Source organism: Nonomuraea sp. NPDC049624, from assembly GCF_040675255.1.
In the GTDB taxonomy this organism is placed as follows: domain Bacteria; phylum Actinomycetota; class Actinomycetes; order Streptosporangiales; family Streptosporangiaceae; genus Nonomuraea.
The window spans coordinates 14,514-33,341 of the sequence record NZ_JBFAOR010000021.1 but is presented as its reverse complement, the minus strand read 5'-3'; the positions used below and the strand labels follow the sequence as shown (position 1 = coordinate 33,341).

The window sequence follows — 18,828 nt, the reverse complement described above, 5'->3', positions numbered from 1 at the left end:
GCGCTCCTGGAGCACACTCGGACACGCCCCCCATCCGCCGAGAGAACGGACGGCACCATGACCGACGACCAGATAACAGACACGCTCCGCGGCCACTGCGCGCGGGTCCTGGGTGTCAGCCCGGCCCAGATCGGCCCGCACACCGACCTGCGCGAGGAACTGGACGCCGACAGCCTGGACTTCGCCGAGCTGTACGCCGTGGTCGAGGACGAATGGGGCACCTTCGCCGACGACCGGCTCCAGCGGGTGCGGACCGTCGCCGACATGGCCGCCGTCATCCGCCGCCACCTGACGGCGGTGGGCGGCTGATGCGACCCCGCGTCGCGGTGACCGGGCTCGGCCTGCGCACGCCCGCCGGCTCCGGTCCCAAGGAGCTGTGGAACGCGCTGCTCGGCGGGCGCTCGACGGCACGGGCCATCACGTCCTTCGACACGTCCGCGCTCGCGGTGCGCTTCGCCTGCCAGGTGCCGGAGCTGGACGTCTCGGCGTACCTGACCGACCGGCAGGCGCGGCGGCTGGACCGGGCGTCGCTGCTGGCGGTGTGCGCGGCGGGCGACGCGCTGGCCGACGCCGGTCATCCGCGGGTGCCGCCCGAGCGGCGGGCCGTGGTGGCGGGCAGCTCGTTCTGCGGCACCGAGACCTACGAGTCGGCGCTGCTCGACACGCCCGGTCCGGCCGCGCTGCGGCTGTCGCCGATCTTCATCCCGAAGATCATGCCCAACGCCGGCGCCGCCGCCATCGCCATGCGGTACGAGATCCGCGGGCCGAGCATGTCCGTGGTCACCGCCTGCGCCTCCGGCGCGCACGCCATCGGCGAGGGCGTCCGGCTGATCCGCGACGGCTCGGCCGACCTGGTCGTGGCCGGGGCCGGGGACGCGAACGTCACCCCCGGCATGCTGCACGGCTTCAGCCGGTGCCGGGCCCTGTCGGTGCGCAACGACGACCCCGAGGCCGCCTGCCGCCCCTTCGAGGCCGACCGCGACGGGTTCGTGCTGGCCGAGGGGGCCGCGTTCCTCGTCCTGGAACGCCTGGACGACGCCGTGCGCCGCGGGGCGCGCGTGCACGCCGAGGTGTCCGGCTACGGCCGCACCAGCGACGCCCACGACCTGACGGCCCCCGCGCCCGGCGGCGAGGGCGCCCGGCGCTGCATGGACGCCGCGCTCGCCGACGCGGGCCTGGCGCCCGAGGACATCGTGCACGTCAACGCCCACGGCACCGGGACCGAGCTGAACGACCTGGCCGAGGCGCAGGCGATCGGCCGCGTCTTCGGGCCCGCCGCCGTGCCCGTGAGCTCCACCAAGGGGGTGACCGGGCACGCCCTCGGCGCGTCCGGGGCGATCGAGGCCGTGGCGTGCGTGCTGGCGATGGCCGAGTGCACCGCCCCGCCGACCGCCAACCTGGACCGGCTCGACCCGCGCTGCGACATCGACGCGGCGCCCGTGCCGCGCCCGATCGCCAGAGGGCCGGTGATGTCGAACTCGTTCGGGTTCGGCGGCCACAACGCCACGCTGGTCTTCTCGCCGGCGCGCTGACCGCTCCCGCCGGACGGCCAGCCCCGCCGGACGGTCAGTCCCGCCGGGAGACGAACACGCAGAACGGGTGCCCGGCCGGGTCGGCGTAGACCCGCAGGGGCTCCTCCTCGTCGTCGATCCGGTCCAGCAGCAGCCGGCCGCCCAGGCGCAGAACGCGTTCGTGCTGCTCCAGCAGGCTCTCGACCGAGGAGACGGTCAGGTCGAGGTGGAGCTGCTGGGGCACCCCGGGCTCCGGCCAGGTCGCCTCAGGAAGCGTCTCGACCTGCTGGAAGGCGAGCTGCGGCGCGCCGTCCCTGGTGCGCAGCACGAGCCAGTCGCGGCCGCGTTCGTCGTCGGCCCCCGCCTGCGGCGGCTCGTCGCCGGGCCGGTAGACCAGGTCCAGCAGGGACCGGTAGAACTCCGCCAGCGCCCTGGCGTCGGTGCAGTCGAGCACCACCTGACACAACCTGATCCCGCCGTCCGTACCGGTCATGCGCGCCTCCGTGGTCGTCCTTCGTCCGTCATGCTCTCTGCACGGCCGGAGGGCACGTCAAACGCGGCGGCCTCACCAGGTGACCGGCAGGGACGCCAGGCCGTAGATCGTGGCGCGCGGGCGCAGCGGCACCTCCTCGGCGGGCACGGCCAGCCGCAGCCCGGGGAAGCGGCGCAGCAGCGCGGGGAAGGCCAGCCGCATCTCCAGGCGGGCGAGCTGCTGGCCCAGGCACTGGTGGATGCCGTGGCCGAAGCCGAGCTGCGGCCCGGCCTCGCGGGTGACGTCGAAGCGGTGGGGGTCGGGGAAGCGGGCCGGGTCGCGGTTGACGGCCGGCAGGGAGAGCGTCACGGTCTCCCCGGCGCTGATCGTCCGCCCGGCGAGCGGCACGTCGGCCCGCGCGACCCGGATCGGGCCGATGTGCACGATGCTGAGGTAGCGCATCAGCTCCTCGACGGCGGTCGCCGCGACGCCGGGATCGGTGCGCACCAGCTCCGCCTGCTCCGGACGGCTCAGCAGCAGGAACGCGCCGAGGGCCAGCATGTTCGCGGTCGTCTCGTGGCCGGCGGTCAGCAGCAGGGTGGCCACCCCGGTCAGCTCCTCGTGGTTCAGCTCGCCGCCGGAGACCAGCTCGCCGAGCAGGTCCTGGGCGGGCTCGGCCCGCTTGCGGGTGACCAGCTCGGACAGGTAGCCCATCAGCTCCGCGCCCGCCGCCCCGCGCTGCTCGGCGGAGTTGTCCAGGTTCACCGCGCGCGCGGTGGTGTCCTGGAAGCGCGCGCGCTCGTCGTACGGGACGCCGAGCAGTTCGCAGATCACCAGCGACGGGATCGGCAGCGCGAACGCGCCGACCAGGTCGGCGGGCGCCCCGGCCGTGGCCATCTCGTCGAGCCGGCCGTCGACGATCTCCTGGATCCTGGGCTCCAGGAGCCGCATCCTGCGCATGCTGAAGCGGCCGGTGAGCAGCCGCCGGTAGCGGGAGTGCTCGGGGTCGTCCATGGCGATGAAGAAGCCCGGCGGGATCACCAGGTCGGCCAGACCCTCGGGCGGCGCCAGCTCCTTGATCGGGGGCGCGGCGCCCTGGGAGGTGTTGCTGAAGCGCGGGTCGTCGAGCACCGCGCGGGCCTCGGCGTGGCCGGTGACCAGCCAGCCGGGACGGCCGTCGGCGTAGATCATGCGATGCAGCGGGCCGTGCAGCCGGGCGAGCTCCGCGGGTGGCTCGAACGGGTTCTCCCGGTCGAGCGGCAGGCTCTGAAGGATGTCCATGCGTCCCAGAAAACCGCAGAGACTGCGAATTTGCAACCTGTGCATAAAAGCAGGGCATGCAGTAGGGTGGCGCCGTGGAAGGTCATCGCGAACGCAAGAAGGCCCGCACCCGCCGCGCGCTGCTGGAGGCCGCCGTCCGGCTGTTCGCCGAGCGGGGGTACGAGCAGACCACCGTCGCCGACATCGCCGCGGCGGCCGACGTCGCGCCCCGCACCTTCTTCGCCTACTTCGCGAGCAAGGAGGACGTGCTCTTCCTCCAGGCCGGCGACCGCGAGCGGGTGATGCTGGAGGCGATCGCCGGGCGGCGGCCCGGAGAGCCGCTGGGGGAGCTGCTGAGCCGCATGTTCGAGGCCATGGTGCGCAGCCTGGCCGAGGACGACGAGCTCGGCTTCGCGCTGTCGCCGCTGCGGGCGCGGCTGATGGCCGCCGAGCCCGTGCTGCGCGCCCGCGGCCTGACGCTCATGATAGAGACCCAGCCCCGGCTGGCCAGGGCGTTGTGCGAGGTCTATCCGGGGCTCGACCCGGTGTCGGCGGGGGCGGCGGTCGGGAGCTTCATGGGCGCGCTGGCCGTGGCCGGGATGGTCGCCCAGGAGCAGGGCGGCTCCGAGGACGACGTCCTGGCCGCCGGGCGGCGCGGGATCGAGATCGCGGTCAACGGCCTGTCGATCCTCGACCGGCCTTAGCCCGCGCGGGGCCGCCCCGCGTCCACTCGCCGGGCGTCACGGCTCCAGGGCAGGCTGTCACGGCTCCAGGGCAGGCTGTCACGGCTCCAGGGCCTGGCGGGCGCGCAGGGCGCGGAGTTTGTGGCGGTTGCCGCAGCGTTCCATCGCGCACCAGCGGCGGGCGCCGGGCCGCGAGGTGTCGACGAACACCAGCGGGCAGTTGTCGCTCGCGCACTCGCGGATACGCTCGGCGAACGGCCCGGACAGCAGTTCGATCATCTCCCGCGCCATGGCGGACAGTGCCTGAACGGCCCGCACCGGTGACGCCCATCCCGCCGTGACGCCGTCGGCGCCGAGTTCGGGCACCAGGGGCGCGGCCGTCGCGGCCCGGTTGATGGCCGTGATCGCCTCGGCGGGCAGGGGGCGGCGCGCCGCCCGGGCGTGAGCCGCGTCCCAGATCGCCCGGCGCAGGGCCTTGGCGTCGGTGAGCTCGCCGGCGGTCACGGGGACCGTCATGACCGCCGTCAGGGGTGGCTGGGCGAGCCATTCGGCCAGGTCGGCAGGCTCGTGAAGGGTCTCGAAGATCGCGTACTGGCCTTCGCCGCCGGTGTGGGCGAAGTCGAGGCAGAGGGCGCCGGCGTCGAACCGGAACGACCCGCCCTTGGGATCGTGCAGCACCCGTCCGGTTGCGTTCACTCGCATGACACCACTATAACTGGTGTCGCACCAAAACCCCTTTAACTGGTTTCAGAACACGAGGAGAGAACACCATGGCCGTACGGCACATCAACCCCGAGGGACTTCACCGCAGCCCGGCCTTCAGCCAGGCCGTCGTGGTCGAGCAGCCGGCCAAGACGATCTACATCGGCGGCCAGAACGGCGTCGGCCCCGACGGCAAGGTCGTCGGCCCCACGGTGGGGGACCAGGCCAGGCAGGTGTTCCGCAATCTCAGGACGATCCTGGAGAGCGAGGGAGCGACCCTGGCGAACGTCGTGCACTGGCGCATCGCCGTGCTGGAGGGCCACACGTTCGACGAGGGAGTGGCCGCCTTCCAGGAGGTGTGGAACCGGGCCGACGCCCCGCCGGCCATCACGGTGCACGTCGTGGCCGGCCTGAACCCGGGTTGCCTGGTCGAGGTCGACGCCGTCGCGGTCGTGTGACCACGCGGGGACCGTCGACGACATCTCGGATCATGACGAACACCGCGGACGCGCCACCGGCCGGGCGGAGCACCGCCCGGCCGCCCGCCCCCCTCTGGCCGATCGTCGCCCTGGTCTGCCTGGCGCAGTTCATGACGGTCCTCGACGTGTCGATCGTGAACGTCGCGCTGCCCGCCATGGAATCCGACCTCCGCCTGGGCGCCGAGGGGCTGCAATGGGTGGTCAACGCCTACCTCCTCACCTTCGCCGGGTTCCTGCTGCTGGGCGGCCGGGCGGCCGACCTCTACGGCCGCAGGCGCACGTTCGTCGCGGGCCTGACCGTGTTCGCGGTCGCCGGCCTGGCCGGCGGGCTCGCCACCACGCCGGAGCTGCTGATCGCCGCGCGGGCGTGCCAGGGGCTCGGCGCGGCCGTGGTCGCCCCGGCCACGCTGACGATCCTCACCACCACGATCCCCGCCGGGCCGGCGCGGGCCAGGGCCGTCGCCACCTGGGGTGCGGTCGGGGCCGTCGGCGGGGCGGCGGGCTCGCTCGCCGGCGGGCTGCTCACCGACTACCTGTCCTGGCGCTGGATCCTGCTGATCAACGCGCCGATCGGGGTGGTCGCGGTAGTCGCCGCGCTGCGCCTGCTCGCCGAGAGCCGCGACGCCGGCGCCCGCGGGCTCGACCTGGCCGGCGCGATCACCGTGACGGCCGGGCTGTCGGCGCTGGAACTGGGCATGCTGCAGACCCCCGCGTACGGCTGGGGTTCGCCGCGCGCTGGTCCCGATGGGCGTGGGCGTGCTGGCGCTGGCCGCGTTCGTCCTGGTGCAGGCCCGGTTCGCGCGGGCGCCGCTGATGCCGCTGCGGATCTTCCTGGCCCGCTCGGTGTCCGGCGCGCTGCTCGTGCAGTTCCTGCTGGGCGCCGCGGGGTTCGCGCTCTGGTACTTCCTGTCGCTGCACATGCAGCAGGTGCTGCGCTACAGCGCGTTCCAGGCGGGCCTGGCGTTCCTGCCGCACACCCTCGCCGTCGTCGTCGCCGCCAAGGCCACGCCGTGGCTGGCCGGCCGGGTCGGGCTGCGTCCGCTGCTGGCCACGGGCGCGCTGATCGCGGCGGCGGGTTTCGCCTGGCAGGCCACCGTCACGCCGGAGAGCGGCCTGCTCGCCGGGATCGTGCTGCCGGGCGTGCTCATCACCGGCGGACTGGGGCTCACCTCGGCCCCGATCGCGCTGACCGCCACGGCCGGCGTCGGCCCCGGCGAGGCGGGGCTGGTCTCCGGCATACTCAACTCCTCCCGCCAGGTCGGCGGCTCCCTCGGGCTGGCCGCGCTGACCACGGTGGCCGCGGCCCCCACCGGCGCGCCGGCCTCCGGGTACGCCCTGGCGTTCTGGGCCTGCGCCGGCGTCGTGACCGCCGGGGCGGTGGCCGTGCTCGCTCTCCCCAGAGTCTCGCGCGAACGTCCGTGACAGGCGATCGCGTCCGCGGTCGTCAATCCGACACCTCGGCTGGGCATTGTCAGCGGACTTGACTGCTGATCCCCGCCCGGTCGCCTCATCGCGACCGGTCGAGCAGCCACTGCTCGACCGCCGCGCTCATCCGCCCGCCCGCCTCCAGCGCCGCCGCCTTGGCGGCGGCCGGGTCGGTGTGCGCGGCGTGGCCGAGGATGACGCCGAGCACCAGGTGACCTCGTACGCGCGAGGCCCACATCAGGTTGCCGCCCGCGGCCGTGCCCGAGCCGGTCTTGATGCCGATGACGCCGTGCCTGTTCAGCAGCGTGTTGGTGTTGTGCAGCCGCCTGGCGTCCCCCGGGACGGACGTGTCGGTCTGCGCCACCACCGCCCGCAGCACCGGGTCGCCCATCGCCGCCCTGGCCAGCCTGAGCTGGTCGGCGGCGGTGCTGACGGTGGTGTCCTCGTTGCCGCTGGCCCCCGTGTACGTGCTGTCCGCCATGCCGAGGCGTCGTGCGGCGGCGTTCATCCGGGCCACGAAACGCTCCTGGGAGCCGGCGTCCCAGCGGGCCAGGAGCCGGGCCACGTTGTTGCCCGAGGGCACCATCATCAGCTCCAGCAGCCGCCGCAGCCGCACCGTCCGGCCCTGGACGAGCGGGACGGTCGACTCCAGCCGCGACAACGACTCCTCGGCCGCCGCGCGGTCCACGGTGATCAGCGGGCCCTCGTCGCCGGGCCGCAGCGGGTGGCGGCGCAGGATCACGTACGCGGTCATCACCTTCGTCACGCTGGCGATCGGCACCGGCCGCAGGTCGCCGCTGACGCCCAGGCTGCCCACGCCCGCCACCTCGACCGCCGCCTGCCCCTCCCGCGGCCACGGCAGGGACGCCTCCCCGGTGACCTTGGGAGCTCCGGCACAGCCCGACAGAACGCCAGCCAGCAGCAGAAACATCAAGGAACGTCGCATACCGGCCAGGTTGCGCGACCGGCGTGTCCGTGCGGCCGTGGCCGGGCATCCACCCGCGCTCAGCCGTGTATCAGCCCCGCATCAACCCGGGCGTCAACCCGGCGTCAACCCGGCGGGAGGCGCAGGACGGCGACCGCGCCGCCGTCCGGGGCGTTGGCCAGGGTCAGCTCGGCGCCGATGACCCGGGCCTGGCCCAGCGCGATCGTCAGCCCCAGGCCGTGGCCGCGGCCCCGCTCGGCGGCGCCCGTGCGGAACCGGCGCGGCCCGTCGGCCAGCAGCTCCGGCGGGAACCCCGGCCCCCGGTCACGCACCTCGACCACGTGGTCGCCGACCGCGATCTCCACCGGCGCCGCGCCGTGCCGATGGGCGTTGAGCACGAGGTTGGCCAGGATCCGGTCCAGCCGCCGCGGATCGGTCTCGGCCACCGGGTCCCCGTCGGCCAGCACCCGCGCCTCGGCCCCCACCCGGGCCGCCGACTCCGCGGCCAGCGCGGCCAGCGGCACGCGCACCCGCTCGGCGACCTCGGCCCCGGCGTCCAGCCGGGACACCTCCAGCAGGTCCTCCACCAGCGTGCGCAGCACCCGCACCCGGTCCCGCACCAGGTCGGCGACCTCGCCCTCGTCCAGCAGCTCGACCACGGCGACCAGGCCCATCAGCGGGGTGCGCAGGTCGTGCGCGACGTCGGCGGTGAACCGCTGCTCGGCCAGCAGCCGGTGCTGCAGGCTCGCCGCCATCGAGTCCACGGCGGCGGAGATGCGGGCGATCTCGTCCCGGCCGCGGGCGTTCGTCCGGGCCGCCAGGTCGCCCCCGGCGATGCTGCGGGCGGTGCGCGCGACCCGCCGCAGCCGCCGGTTGGGCAGCTCGGCCGCCAGCACCGACAGCGGCACCACCCCCGCCAGGGCGAGCAGCCCGGCCTTGGCCATGTTCCGGTCGAGCGCCTGGAGGCCCAGCAGTTCGGAGCCCATCGCGATCTGCACGCTCGTCGCCTCCTCGCCGCCGTCGCCGGACGGCTGGACCGCCCACATCCACGGCTCGTCCCGGTGGTCGAGCCCGTACCAGACCACCCGCCGGCCGGGCCGCAGCCGGTCGGCCAGGACATCGGGAAGCTCGGCGACGGGCACGACGTCCTCGGCGGTCCCGGCGGCCAGCGACCTGTCCAGGGCCGCCTCGGCCCGCGCCTGGCCGAGGTCGAGCGCCCGCTGCCAGGTCGCCCGGTGCACCAGCAGCCCCACCACGGCGGCGACGACGGTCGCGGCGAGCGTGACGAGTGCGGCGATCTTCCAGCGCAGCGAGGCCGGATTCACGTGACGGCCAGCTTGTAGCCGAACCCGCGCACGGTCTCGACGCGCTCGGCGCCGATCTTCCTGCGCAGCCGCTGCACGCACAGGTCGACCACGCGGCTGTCGCCGTCCCATCCGTAGTCCCACACGTTGCGCAGCAACGTCGCCCGTTCCAGGACGATGCCGGGATGGGCGGCGAACTCCAGCAGCAGCCGCAGCTCGGTCGGCGACAGCTCGACGCGCCGGCCGGCCCGCCGCACCTCCAGCGCGCCGGTGTCGACGCTCAGGTCCCCGAACTCCAGCACGGCCGCCCCCGCCTCGGGCCCGGCGGCCGGCGTCCTGGTGAAGGTGGCCCGGCGCAGCAGCGACCGGATCCTGGCCACCAGCACCGGCAGGTCCACCGGCTTGACCACGTAGTCGTCGGCGCCGCCCTCCAGCCCGGCCACGATGTCCAGCCCGTCGCCGCGGGCCGACATCATCAGGATCGGCACCTGGCTGGTCTCCCTGATGCTGCGGCACACGCTGATGCCGTCGAGGCCGGGCAGCATCACGTCCAGCAGCAGCAGGTCGTGATCGCCTGTACGGGCGGCCTCCAGCCCGTCGAGCCCGTCGGCCGCCGTGGTCACCCGGTAGCCGTACCGTTCCAGGGCCATGCCCAGCGACGTGCGGATCACGGTGTCGTCCTCGACGAGCAGCAGGGATGTCATGAAATCGCACCATACCTAGGGAAGTGCACTGACCGGCCCGCGTGTCGGTAGGCTCGGGGTGGACGATCGCGGCCAGGACGCCGAAGCCGTTCCTGCTCCGCTCGGCCCTCATCGCCTGATAGTCGGCCGGGTCGGCTGTCCCGCCGGAGCCCCTCCGCAGCCGGTCAGCACCCCCGGACCGCGCATCAGCGCACGCATCAAGGGCTCCTTCGCCGTGGGGACGCGCCGCCGTCCGCGACGCCTCGGCCAGTCTTGGGCCCTCTTCCGTCCGCCCGGCCTCGGCCGGGTGTCACCGGGCGCTCGGCCGTGTATCAGCCGCGTATCAGCGCCCGTAGCCCGTCATCTATCCCCACCGAAATGGAGAACAACCGTGCCGAACCACGTTCTCACCGGCACGCCGGGCGCCGGGAAGACGGCCGTCCTGCGGCTGCTGGAGGTCCGCGGGTACAGCGTCGTCGAAGAGGCGGCGACGGACGTCATCGCCCTCGGCCAGGCGCTCGGCCGCGCGGAGCCCTGGCGCGAGCCCGCCTTCGCCGAGGAGGTGGTCAGGCTCCAGCGGCGGCGCCAGGAGGCCGCGCCCGCGGGCGGCGAGGCCCCCGTCTTCTTCGACCGCTCGCCGGTCTGCACGCTGGCGCTGAGCCGCTTCCTCGGGCATCCCGCCTCACGCCTGCTCGCCCGCGAGGTCGAGCGGGTGGTGGAGCGGGGGACCTACGACGGGAAGGTGTTCTTCGTCCGCAACCAGGGGTTCGTCCGCGCCACCTCGGCCAGGCGGATCGGCTACGAGGAGGCGCTGGACTTCGAGCGCCTGCACGAGCGGACCTACCGCGACCTCGGGTTCGAGCCCGTCGAGGTGCCCGCCGGGCCGCTGGCCGGCCGCGTCGCGCTGGTCGAGCGCGCCGTCAGCCCACCCGGCCGCTCTTGACCAGCGCCCAGCACAGCGAGGCGAACGCGCCGGTGGTGGTGATCGTGCGGACGAGGTTGTAGCCGGCCCACTTGGCCTCGTCGAACGCGCGGCGCACCGCGGCCAGGTCGGCGATCCGGTCCGGGTCGCCGGCCGCCTTGAGAGCGTCGTTGAGCGGCACGTTCACGGCCACCGTGAGCACGAAGGCGACCAGGTAGAGCACCAGCGCGACGATGATCCAGGGCAGCACCGCGCGCACGTCCTGGCCGAGGTGCAGCGCCGCCGCCAGGCCCGTGAAGGCCAGCGCGCCGACGAAGCTGAGCATGAACCAGGGGTTGAGTATCGCCCGGTCCACGGCCTGGAACGCTCCGACGAACGTGCGGTCGTCGGTCGCGCCCAGACCGCGCATGATGGTGTGCGAGTACAGTCCGAAGACGCCCGCCGCGAGCCCGGTCGCCATGGTCGCCGCGATGAGCACGACGGTGCGCAGAACCGACATCAGTGTGTCCCCCTGTTCGTCCCGCGCCCGACGTCCCGGACGCGCGAGGACAAGTCAACGCGACACCGGGGGAGCGCGGCCATGGCCGAGACGCTCCCGCGCATACGCCGGACTCCAGGGGACGCCGTGGTCAGGGCGCGGGCGGGTTCCGGCGCGCGGTGACCAGCGCGAAGGACAGGTATTCCCCCTGGTCGGCTTCGAGCATGGCGATCGTCGCGGTCTCCTGCCGGGCGCGGGCCCACAGCAGCCAGTCGTGCCATCCGCCGTCCTGCAGCCGCGCGGACGTCACCGTGACCAGCTCGGTGATCTCCCACTGGAAGCGCCACCACCCGGGAGTGTGCCAGGCGATGGCCTCCCAGCCGACCAGGGCCTTGACGTGCGCGGGGATGTGCCCGAGCTCGCGGACCTCGCGGGTCATGCCGGGCGTGGCGACGCCGAGCTGCCCGCCGGGCCGCAGGAAGCGGACCAGGTAGGGCAGGTAGGAGTCGGCCGTGCCGAAGTACTCGAAGGCGTCCACGCTGACGATCGCGTCGAAGGACTCCGGCTCGAACGGCAGCGCGTGCGCCTCGGCCCGTACGGCCCGGACGCGGTCCGTCACGCCCGCCGCGGCGAAGACGGCCGCGGCCTTCTCCGGCGCGACCCACAGGTCGGCGGCCACCACCTCCACCCCGAACTCGCGGGCCAGGAAGACCGAGGTCGCGCCCAGGCCCGAGCCCAGGTCGAGCACCCGCATGCCGGGCCGCAGGTCGAGGTCGCGGGCCAGGTCCTCCAGCAGCCACAGCGGATGGGGGCCCATGTCCAGCCCGAGCACCCATTCCGGGTCGTATGTGGAGGACAGCGGATAGACGTCGGGGCGCACGAGATCCTGGATCGCTGACACAGCGGGCCATCCCACCACGAAGCCCCCGCCCGTTCAACCGGTTATCTGCCGCCGGGGCCGGGCCCCGCAGGTGCGATCCGGGTCACCGGGTCAGGTGCGCCAGCAGGGCGGCGGCGGCCGGGTTGGCGGGAACGGGCGCCCGGCCGGCCAGCACGACCGTCCTGGCCGGATCGGGCTGGCGGATGCGCACGGTCGGCAGCCCCTCCCGCTCGGCCACCCGCCGGGGGACGATCGCCACCCCGATCCCGGCGCGCACGAGGTCGACCAGCAGCCGGATCTGGGTGACCTCGCAGGTGATCTGCCGGTGCAGCCCGCACCCGGCGGCCAGCCGGCGCACCGCGGTCTCCAGCCCGGTGCCGGCCTTGAAGTCCACGAACGGCTCCTCCGTCAGCTCCGACAGCAGGGCCCGCTCGGCGCCGGCCAGCCGGTGCTCGGGCGAGGTCATCAGCACCAGCTCCTCCTCCCAGGAGTCGAACACGGCCAGCCCCGCCGGCAGCTCGGCGCCGTCGAGCGCCAGGTAGGCCAGGTCGAGCTCGCGGGCGAGCAGCGCGTCGAGCAGCCCCGCCACCGGCGCGTCGCGGACCGAGATCTGGATGCCCGGCCGCCGGCGGTGGAAGGCGGCCAGCTCGGCCGGCAGGTCGACGCTGGTGAGGGTCTGGATGGTGCCGATCGCCACCCGGCCGGTGGCCAGTCCGGACACCGCGGAGACGGCGTCGGCGGCCGCCGCGGCGTCGGCCAGCAGCGCCCGCGCGGCCGGCAGGAAGGCGTGCCCGGCCGGGGTGAGCACCGGCCGCCGCCCGGTGCGCTCGAACAGGTCGGCGCCGAGCTCCCGTTCGAGCTTGCGGATGGACGTGCTGAGCGCCGACTGCACGATCAGCTCGGCCCGCGCGGCGGCGGTGAAGCTGCCATGGGTGGTGACGGCGACGAAGTGGCGGAGCTGACGCAGTTCCATCCATCTACGATAGCGATGGCAGCCAGCGAGACGATGTGTTGGATCGATCAGTGCCTGCCAGGACATCCTGGTCCGCATGGAACGACACGTCCCCGTCCTGTGGACGGCCGCCTACTGCTCCCGCCGTCCCGCCCCGGTCCGGCTCGCCGGGCGGGGGCTGCTCAAGCTCCTCGACTTCGTCCGGGCGCTCGCCCTGGCCGACCACCGCACGTTCGTCTCGCACTGAACGGGTCTCAGCCCGTGTTCTCGCGGTGCCGCAGCAGCAGCAGCGCGATGTCGTCGGTGTGCGGGGCGTGGTCGAGCAGCGTCCCGGCGACCTGCTGGAGCTGCTCGCGCGGGGCGCTGGTCAGGTACGCCGCCAGCGTCCCGATGGCCTCGTCCAGGTCCACGCCCGGCGCCTCGACCAGCCCGTCGGTGTAGAGGGCCAGGACGGCGCCCGGCGGGAACGGCACCTCCACCGTGGCGTACTCGGCGTCGGCGTCGATGCCGAGCAGCAGGCCCGCCGGGATGTCGATGATCTCGGCCGGCATGTTGGGCGGGCGCAGCAGCGGCAGCGGATGACCGGCGTTGGCCGCCCGCAGCGTGCGCAGGCGCAGGTCGAAGTAGATGAGCAGGCAGCTGGTGAACAGGTCGGTGTCCAGGTCCATGAGCAGCCGGTTGGTGTGCTGGAGCACGTCCCCGGGGCTGGCCCCGACGGCGGCGTGGGCGTGGATGGCGGTGCGCACCTGGCCCATGAGCGCCGCGGCCGTCATGTTGTGCCCCTGGACGTCCCCGATGACGGCCGCGGCGGTGGTCTCGTTGAGCCGGATCAGGTCGTAGAAGTCGCCGCCGATGCCGACGCCGCGGGTCGCGGGCACGTAGCGGGCAGCCACCTCCAGGCCCGGCATGTCGGGCAGGCTGCCGGGCAGCAGCGAGGTCTGCAGGCTGTGGGCCAGCCGGTCCTTGGTGTCGTAGAGCAGCGCCCGGTCCAGGGCCTGGCCCATCAGCCCGGCCAGCGTGGTCAGCGTCGCGCACTGCTCGGCGGTGAACGGCCGCGGGTGGTCGAAGGCCAGCAGGCAGACGCCGAAGGTGTCGTCGGAGACGGTCAGCGGCAGGAAGGCCCAGGCGGCCATCCCGTCGTCCTGGGCGACGTCGGGGAAGGCCCGGTTCAGCTCGGCCCGGTCGGCGAAGAAGGCGGCCTCGCCGGTGCGGACGACCTGCTCGGCGGGGCTGGGCGCGGCCAGCGTCTGGCCGTCGAACCGCTCCAGCACCTCGGGGACGTAGCCGTGCGACCCGACGATCCGCATCCGGCCGCTCTCCGCCCTCATGATCGCCATGGCCTGCGCCCTGAACACCGGCATGACGTGCTCGGCGATGAGATCGACCACCTCCCGGACGTTCAGCGCCCGGGTCATCGCCGAGGCCATGTGCAGGAAGTTGTAGAAGACGTCGGCCCGCGGCAGCCCCGCGTTGTCCGGCATGAAGGCGCGCGCGGGCCGCTGCGCGCACAGGTCGGCGCCCGAGGAGGTGATGCGCAGGCTCAGGCCCGTCGGGTCCGGGTGCAGGACGAACTCCAGCTCGTGGCCGTCCGGCCGGCGGGCCGAGCAGGAGGCGACCCGCTGGCCGACCACCGCCGCCCGGCAGCGGTCCTGGAAGGCCGGGTCCTTCAGCCACGTCGCCGTCTCCCACAGCGGCGTGCCCAGCAGCTCCGAGACGGTGGTGCCGAGCAGGTCGGCGGCGGCGGGGCTGGCGAAGGTGACGACGCCGTCCAGGTCGAGCGCGACGGAGCCGTCCCGCAGCCGGTCCAGGTAGCCGGCCGCGGCCACGGCCTCGTACGGGTCGGGCATCGGCGGCGGCACCGGGGTCAGCACCCGCGGCTCGCCGCCGGGACGCAGCGGACATCCGCTGTCGGCGGCCTGCTCCAGGACGGCCGCCAGGCGCTCGCTCGTGGCGGCGATGACGTCCTGCTCCGGCCCGCTCAGCTCGGCCGGCCGCCCGTCCGGCCAGAGCAGGATCCACGAGCCCCACATGCGGGAGTCGCTGTGCAGGGGCGCGGCGGCCGAGGCGAACGCGTACGGGAAGGCCAGGGCCGTGCCGGGGAAGCGGCGGGCCAGCTCCTGCGCGGTCGGCACCCACACCAGCCGCCCCTGGCGCACGGCGGCGGCCACGGGCGCCCCGCCGTCCAGCCGGACGGTGGTCCACGGCCTGACGAGCTGCGCGGGCAGCCCGATCTCCGCCTCCATCACCAGGACCTGCGGGGAGCCGGTCAGCAGGTACACCGCGCCGATGTGCGCGCCGGTGTCACGGGCGGCCTGGGCGAGCTGCTCGTCCAGCGCCGAGGTGTACGGCAGGGTCCCCTCGTCGGCGTGGCCGCCCACGGACTACCTCGTTCCGTGCTGCGCTGACGTCGGCGCCGCGTCCCGTTGATCGCCCATAGGACAACTGTAGATATCCGTATTGGGGGTGAAGCTCACCGTTGCCGGATTCTGGGGAAGAGGAGGGACGAATATGAGCTTTGCGGCGGGCGACGGTCGGGTGGGGCCAATTGGCCGGAACGTGACAAAGCGACGGGGTTCTCGGCCCGTTGATCGCTGTCTACACTCCGGTTCGGACGCCAACCCACCCCGCCCACGGGGAGGGGAGGCGGTCCAGCTCGTCACCCGCCGGGGAGGGTCATCGATCTCTCCGGCATGCGCGCGTGGGGGTGACATGACGTCCTCGGCCGGGGCGGCGGGTTCGTGCAGCTCCTCGGCCAGGAGGTCTTTGTGTTGTCCCGTTCGTTCTTATCCCGTTTACGCCGGTTGACATCGTTAGCCGTCGGGCTCGGCGTCGTGCTGACCATGAGCCCGGCCGTGGCGCGGGCCACGCCGGCCCCGCCCGGCAAATGGCGGTCGGTGCCGCTCACCGGCGCCGAGGTGGTCGAAGGCGCCAAGTCCTCCACCGGCAAGCTCGCCAGGAGCGACGCGGCGCTGCTGAAGGTCACCTCGCCCGCGCCGGTCAACGTCATGGTCAAGCTGGACTACGACTCCCTGGCCGCCTACCAGGGCGGGCTGGCCGGACTGCCGGCCACCAGCCCCGCCGTCACCGGCAAGGCCCTTGACACCAGAAGCGCCGAGGCCAGGAAGTACGGCACCCACATCCAGGACGTCGAGAACGCCTTCCTGGGCGAGCTGGCCAAGAAGGTCCCCGGAGCCGTCGTCGGCCAGCGGGTCAGGACCGTCTACGGCGGCATCGCCCTGCGCGTCCCGGGCAACAAGGTGGCCGACGTGCTGCGCCTGCCCGGCGCGGTCGCCGTCCAGGAGGACAAGCCCCAGCAGCTGCTGACCGACTCCAGCCCCGAGTTCATCGGCGCCGACACCATCTACGGCAAGCTCGGCGGCAGCTCCTCCGCGGGCAAGGGCGTGATCGTCGGCGTGCTCGACACCGGCGCCTGGCCCGAGCACCCGTCGTTCGCCGCCGCCCCCGGCCTGCCCGCCCCCGGGCCCACCAAGGACGGCACGCCGCGCGTGTGCAACTTCGGCGACAACCCGCTGACCCCCGCCAGCGACCCGTTCACCTGCAACAACAAGCTGATCGGCGGGCAGCCGTTCATGGAGACCTACAACGCCGTCTACGGCGGCGAGGTCTACGGCGACAGCGCCCGCGACTCCAACGGGCACGGCACCCACACCGCCAGCACCTCCGCGGGCGGCCCGGTCGCCGACGCGAACCCGCTGGGCATCAGCCGCGGCCCGATCCACGGCATCGCCCCGGCCGCCGAGGTGTCGGTCTACAAGGTGTGCGGCGCGCAGGGCTGCTTCCCCTCCGACTCGGCGCAGGCCGTGGCGCGGGCCGTGCTGGACGGCGTACGCGTGATCAACTTCTCGGTCTCCGGCGGCAGCGACCCCTACAGCGACCCGGTCGAGCTGGCCTTCCTCGACGCCTACGCGGCCGGCGTGCTGGTCTCGGCCTCGGCCGGCAACTCCGGCCCCGGCGCCGGCACCACCGACCACCGCGGCCCCTGGGTGACCACGGTGGCCGCCTCCTCGCAGTCCAGGACGTTCCAGTCCACGGTCACGCTGTCCGGCGGCGGCGCCACGGCGACGATCAAGGGCGCGTCCATCACCGCGGGCCTGGCCTCGCCGCTGCCCGTCGTCCTGGCCTCCGCGCCGCCGTACTCGCGGCCGGCGTGCGACGTCCCGGCCCCTCCCGGGCTGTTCAGCGGCAAGATCGTCGCCTGTGAGCGCACCCCCAACCGCGTGCTGAAGAGCTTCAACGTCAGGCAGGGCGGCGCGGCCGGGATGATCCTCTACAACACCTTCCCGTTCGACGTCTTCACCGACGCCCACTGGCTGCCGTCCGTGCACGTGGACAAGCCCGAGGCCGACACCCTGCTGGCCTTCCTCGCCGCCCACCCCGGCGCCACCGCCTCCTTCACGCAGGGCGCCAAGTCCACCTGGCAGGGCGACGCGATGGCGCACTTCTCCTCGCGCGGCCCCGGCGGCGACTTCCTCAAGCCGGACGTCACCGCACCCGGCCAGCACATCATGGCGGGCATGACGCCGACCCCCGAGTCGCCGCTGGAAGGCCCGCCCGGCAACCTCTACCAGGTCATCTCCGGCACCTCGATGTCCGCGCCGCACGTGACCGGCTCCGCGGCGCTGGTGTTCGCCCTGCACCCCACCTGGACGCCCGGCCAGGTCAAGTCGGCCCTGGAGACCACGGCCAGGACCGCGGTCACCAAGCAGGACAGGACCACCGCGGCCGACCCGTTCGACATGGGCGGCGGGCGCATCGACCTGACCAAGGCCGGTGACCCCGGACTGACCCTGGACCAGGACGCCGCCGGCTTCGTCGCCTCGGCCACCGACCCCATCAACCGGATCGACCTCAACCTGCCCTCGGTGAACGCGCCCACCATGCCCGGCGTCATCACCGCCAAGCGCACCGTCACCAACACCACCGGCTCGTCGCTCACCTTCACCGCCTCCGGCACCACCGTGAGCGGAGCCGCCGTCGCCGTGCTGCCGCCGCTGTTCACCGTCGCGCCCGGCAAGAGCGCCAAGCTGAGCATCGTCGTCACCGCGCCGGAACTGCCCGAGGGCCAGTACTTCGGCCAGGTCAACCTCAAGCAGGTCGGCGGCTCGCGCGCGCTGCACCTGCCGGTGGCGTTCTACCGCAAGCAGGGCGCGGTGCCGGTCGAGCAGACCTGCGCCCCGGACACCATCGCCAGGAACACCGGCGAGTCGACCTGCACCGTCACCGTGCGCAACACCACCTACGAGGACGCCGAGGTGACCGCGCTCAGCACCCTGGACGCCCGCCTGCGCCTCAACAGCGTCACGGGCGCGACCAAGGTCGGCACCCAGGTCGCCACCACCAAGGCGACGCTGGCCGCCACCCAGCCCGCCCGGCCGGCCATCGCGCCCGGCGCCGGACCGGCCGGCTACATCCCGCTGGACGCCTTCGGCGTCACGCCCACCCCGATCGGCGACGAGCAGGCGCTCAACTTCACCGTGCCCGCCTTCCAGTTCGCCGGACGAAGTTACACCCGGCTCGGCGTCACCTCCGACGGCTACAGCGTCGCGGGCGGGGCCACCGGCGACGACGTCTCAGCGACGCCGCAGACGCTGCCCGACCCGGCGCGGCCCAACGGCGTGCTCGCCCCGTACTGGACCGACCTGGACGGCACCGCCGCGCCGGGCGTCCTGGCCACGATCCTGACCGACGGGGTCAACGACTGGCTGGTGGTGGAGTGGCGGCTGAACCTCTACGGCACCACCGACCTGAAGGTCTTCCAGCAGTGGATCGGGCTCAACGGCGTGGAGGACATCAGCTACGCCTACGACCCGGGCAACCTGCCCGGCTCGCCGCCCGCCGCCTACGGCCTGACGGTCGGCGCCGAGAACGCCGAGGGCAGCGCCGGCGCCCAGATCTCCGGGCCGCCCACCCAGGATCTGGTCGTCACCAGCACGCCGGGCGCGCCCGGCGGCAGCCTGACGTACTCGATGAAGGTCAAGGGGGTCAGCGCGGGGGTCGGCAGGATCACGACCGCCACCTCGACCCCGCAGGTCAAGGGGATCACCGTCGAAGTGGACAAGATCACCGTCCAGTGAGCCCGCCGGTGGCCGCGGGCGGCGCACCCGCCCGCGGCCACCGCGGCACGGCTTCCG

Annotated in this window: 19 protein-coding genes and 1 pseudogene; 9 read left to right on the top strand and 11 right to left on the bottom strand. The window is 73.9% G+C overall.

Going from position 1 to position 18,828, the window contains the following annotated elements; genetic code table 11:
- The first annotated feature begins 57 nt into the window (after positions 1-57).
- Positions 58-309: an acyl carrier protein gene (locus tag AB0J76_RS46980; RefSeq protein ID WP_352331127.1), complete on the top strand. Its 252-nt coding sequence runs from the start codon at positions 58-60 to the stop codon at positions 307-309.
- Complete coding sequence (locus AB0J76_RS46975) at positions 309-1,532, top strand: beta-ketoacyl-[acyl-carrier-protein] synthase family protein (protein ID WP_364393882.1); 1,224 nt, start codon at positions 309-311, stop codon at positions 1,530-1,532. The genes AB0J76_RS46980 and AB0J76_RS46975 overlap by 1 nt, the downstream gene beginning before the upstream one ends.
- A 34-nt stretch (positions 1,533-1,566) precedes the next feature.
- Here AB0J76_RS46975 and AB0J76_RS46970 read toward each other — a convergent pair whose 3' ends face one another.
- Positions 1,567-2,004 (bottom strand): VOC family protein, encoded by a 438-nt coding sequence (locus tag AB0J76_RS46970; RefSeq protein ID WP_364393879.1) that lies wholly within the window; start codon positions 2,002-2,004, stop codon positions 1,567-1,569.
- A 72-nt stretch (positions 2,005-2,076) separates the two neighbouring features.
- The gene (locus AB0J76_RS46965) at positions 2,077-3,264 is read right to left on the bottom strand and encodes a cytochrome P450 (RefSeq protein ID WP_352328649.1); all 1,188 of its coding nucleotides are present in this window, start codon (positions 3,262-3,264) and stop codon (positions 2,077-2,079) included.
- 74 nt (positions 3,265-3,338) lie between these two features.
- Here AB0J76_RS46965 and AB0J76_RS46960 point away from each other — a divergent pair, with 74 nt between their 5' ends.
- Positions 3,339-3,947, top strand: a complete 609-nt coding sequence (locus tag AB0J76_RS46960; RefSeq protein WP_352328647.1) for a TetR/AcrR family transcriptional regulator — start codon at positions 3,339-3,341, stop codon at positions 3,945-3,947.
- A 78-nt stretch (positions 3,948-4,025) separates the two neighbouring features.
- Here the strand turns inward: AB0J76_RS46960 and AB0J76_RS46955 are convergent, their stop codons facing one another.
- Entirely contained in the window at positions 4,026-4,628 is a 603-nt protein-coding gene (locus AB0J76_RS46955) for an ABATE domain-containing protein (RefSeq protein WP_352328646.1), read from the bottom strand.
- Positions 4,629-4,696: 68 nt separating this feature from the next.
- On the opposite strand from AB0J76_RS46955, the gene AB0J76_RS46950 reads away from it, so the two are divergent.
- Positions 4,697-5,086 carry a RidA family protein gene (locus AB0J76_RS46950; RefSeq protein ID WP_352328644.1) on the top strand — a complete coding sequence of 130 codons (390 nt, stop codon included), beginning with the start codon at positions 4,697-4,699 and terminating at the stop codon, positions 5,084-5,086.
- A gap of 32 nt (positions 5,087-5,118) precedes the next feature.
- A pseudogene (locus AB0J76_RS46945) lies at positions 5,119-5,673 on the top strand (MFS transporter); the annotation flags it as partial.
- Here the strand turns inward: AB0J76_RS46945 and AB0J76_RS46940 are convergent.
- Positions 5,637-5,804 carry a hypothetical protein gene (locus AB0J76_RS46940; RefSeq protein ID WP_352328643.1) on the bottom strand — a complete coding sequence of 56 codons (168 nt, stop codon included), beginning with the start codon at positions 5,802-5,804 and terminating at the stop codon, positions 5,637-5,639. The pseudogene AB0J76_RS46945 and the gene AB0J76_RS46940 overlap by 37 nt on opposite strands.
- A gap of 47 nt (positions 5,805-5,851) precedes the next feature.
- Here AB0J76_RS46940 and AB0J76_RS46935 point away from each other — a divergent pair, with 47 nt between their 5' ends.
- On the top strand, positions 5,852-6,529 hold the full coding sequence (locus tag AB0J76_RS46935) for an MFS transporter (RefSeq protein ID WP_352328641.1): 678 nt from the start codon (positions 5,852-5,854) through the stop codon (positions 6,527-6,529).
- Between the two features lie 85 nt (positions 6,530-6,614).
- On the opposite strand, the gene AB0J76_RS46930 is transcribed toward AB0J76_RS46935, so the two are convergent.
- From AB0J76_RS46930 to cseB, 3 genes are all read right to left on the bottom strand, one after another.
- Positions 6,615-7,478, bottom strand: a complete 864-nt coding sequence (locus AB0J76_RS46930) for a serine hydrolase (protein ID WP_352328639.1) — start codon at positions 7,476-7,478, stop codon at positions 6,615-6,617.
- 104 nt (positions 7,479-7,582) lie between these two features.
- The gene (locus AB0J76_RS46925) at positions 7,583-8,782 is read right to left on the bottom strand and encodes a HAMP domain-containing sensor histidine kinase (RefSeq protein WP_352328637.1); all 1,200 of its coding nucleotides are present in this window, start codon (positions 8,780-8,782) and stop codon (positions 7,583-7,585) included.
- Positions 8,779-9,465, bottom strand: a complete 687-nt coding sequence (cseB, locus tag AB0J76_RS46920) for a two-component system response regulator CseB (RefSeq protein WP_352328635.1) — start codon at positions 9,463-9,465, stop codon at positions 8,779-8,781. Before cseB ends, AB0J76_RS46925 begins: the two co-directional genes overlap by 4 nt.
- A gap of 370 nt (positions 9,466-9,835) precedes the next feature.
- Between cseB and AB0J76_RS46915 the strand changes: the two genes are divergently transcribed.
- On the top strand, positions 9,836-10,387 hold the full coding sequence (locus AB0J76_RS46915) for an AAA family ATPase (RefSeq protein WP_364393870.1): 552 nt from the start codon (positions 9,836-9,838) through the stop codon (positions 10,385-10,387).
- On the opposite strand, the gene AB0J76_RS46910 is transcribed toward AB0J76_RS46915, so the two are convergent.
- The 3 genes from AB0J76_RS46910 to AB0J76_RS46900 all read right to left on the bottom strand — a co-directional run bounded on the left by AB0J76_RS46910 (position 10,365) and on the right by AB0J76_RS46900 (position 12,697).
- The gene (locus tag AB0J76_RS46910; RefSeq protein ID WP_364393867.1) at positions 10,365-10,865 is read right to left on the bottom strand and encodes an anthrone oxygenase family protein; all 501 of its coding nucleotides are present in this window, start codon (positions 10,863-10,865) and stop codon (positions 10,365-10,367) included. The two genes, AB0J76_RS46915 and AB0J76_RS46910, sit on opposite strands and share 23 nt — an antisense overlap.
- Before the next feature lie 130 nt (positions 10,866-10,995).
- Positions 10,996-11,745, bottom strand: coding sequence for a methyltransferase domain-containing protein (locus tag AB0J76_RS46905; RefSeq protein WP_352328778.1), 750 nt, complete (start codon positions 11,743-11,745; stop codon positions 10,996-10,998).
- Positions 11,746-11,827: 82 nt separating this feature from the next.
- Positions 11,828-12,697, bottom strand: coding sequence for a LysR family transcriptional regulator (locus tag AB0J76_RS46900; protein ID WP_352328777.1), 870 nt, complete (start codon positions 12,695-12,697; stop codon positions 11,828-11,830).
- A 76-nt stretch (positions 12,698-12,773) separates the two neighbouring features.
- Between AB0J76_RS46900 and AB0J76_RS46895 the strand changes: the two genes are divergently transcribed.
- A complete protein-coding gene (locus AB0J76_RS46895) occupies positions 12,774-12,923 on the top strand; it encodes a hypothetical protein (RefSeq protein ID WP_352328775.1) in 150 nt (49 codons plus the stop codon).
- A gap of 7 nt (positions 12,924-12,930) precedes the next feature.
- Here AB0J76_RS46895 and AB0J76_RS46890 read toward each other — a convergent pair whose 3' ends face one another.
- Positions 12,931-15,054 (bottom strand): SpoIIE family protein phosphatase, encoded by a 2,124-nt coding sequence (locus AB0J76_RS46890; RefSeq protein ID WP_352328773.1) that lies wholly within the window; start codon positions 15,052-15,054, stop codon positions 12,931-12,933.
- Between the two features lie 423 nt (positions 15,055-15,477).
- Here AB0J76_RS46890 and AB0J76_RS46885 point away from each other — a divergent pair, with 423 nt between their 5' ends.
- A complete protein-coding gene (locus AB0J76_RS46885) occupies positions 15,478-18,771 on the top strand; it encodes a S8 family serine peptidase (protein ID WP_364393862.1) in 3,294 nt (1,097 codons plus the stop codon).
- The last annotated feature ends 57 nt before the right edge of the window (positions 18,772-18,828 follow it).

Coding starts and splice junctions, on each gene's coding strand:
- AB0J76_RS46930 (WP_352328639.1), bottom strand. CDS start 7,478: ATGCGACGTTCCTTGATGTTTCTGCTGCTGGCTGGCGTTCTGTCGGGC.
- AB0J76_RS46910 (WP_364393867.1), bottom strand. CDS start 10,865: ATGTCGGTTCTGCGCACCGTCGTGCTCATCGCGGCGACCATGGCGACC.
- AB0J76_RS46975 (WP_364393882.1), top strand. CDS start 309: ATGCGACCCCGCGTCGCGGTGACCGGGCTCGGCCTGCGCACGCCCGCC.
- AB0J76_RS46900 (WP_352328777.1), bottom strand. CDS start 12,697: ATGGAACTGCGTCAGCTCCGCCACTTCGTCGCCGTCACCACCCATGGC.
- AB0J76_RS46980 (WP_352331127.1), top strand. CDS start 58: ATGACCGACGACCAGATAACAGACACGCTCCGCGGCCACTGCGCGCGG.
- AB0J76_RS46935 (WP_352328641.1), top strand. CDS start 5,852: ATGGGCGTGGGCGTGCTGGCGCTGGCCGCGTTCGTCCTGGTGCAGGCC.
- AB0J76_RS46970 (WP_364393879.1), bottom strand. CDS start 2,004: ATGACCGGTACGGACGGCGGGATCAGGTTGTGTCAGGTGGTGCTCGAC.
- AB0J76_RS46965 (WP_352328649.1), bottom strand. CDS start 3,264: ATGGACATCCTTCAGAGCCTGCCGCTCGACCGGGAGAACCCGTTCGAG.
- AB0J76_RS46940 (WP_352328643.1), bottom strand. CDS start 5,804: ATGCCCAGTTCCAGCGCCGACAGCCCGGCCGTCACGGTGATCGCGCCG.
- AB0J76_RS46955 (WP_352328646.1), bottom strand. CDS start 4,628: ATGCGAGTGAACGCAACCGGACGGGTGCTGCACGATCCCAAGGGCGGG.
- AB0J76_RS46950 (WP_352328644.1), top strand. CDS start 4,697: ATGGCCGTACGGCACATCAACCCCGAGGGACTTCACCGCAGCCCGGCC.
- AB0J76_RS46895 (WP_352328775.1), top strand. CDS start 12,774: ATGGAACGACACGTCCCCGTCCTGTGGACGGCCGCCTACTGCTCCCGC.
- cseB (WP_352328635.1), bottom strand. CDS start 9,465: ATGACATCCCTGCTGCTCGTCGAGGACGACACCGTGATCCGCACGTCG.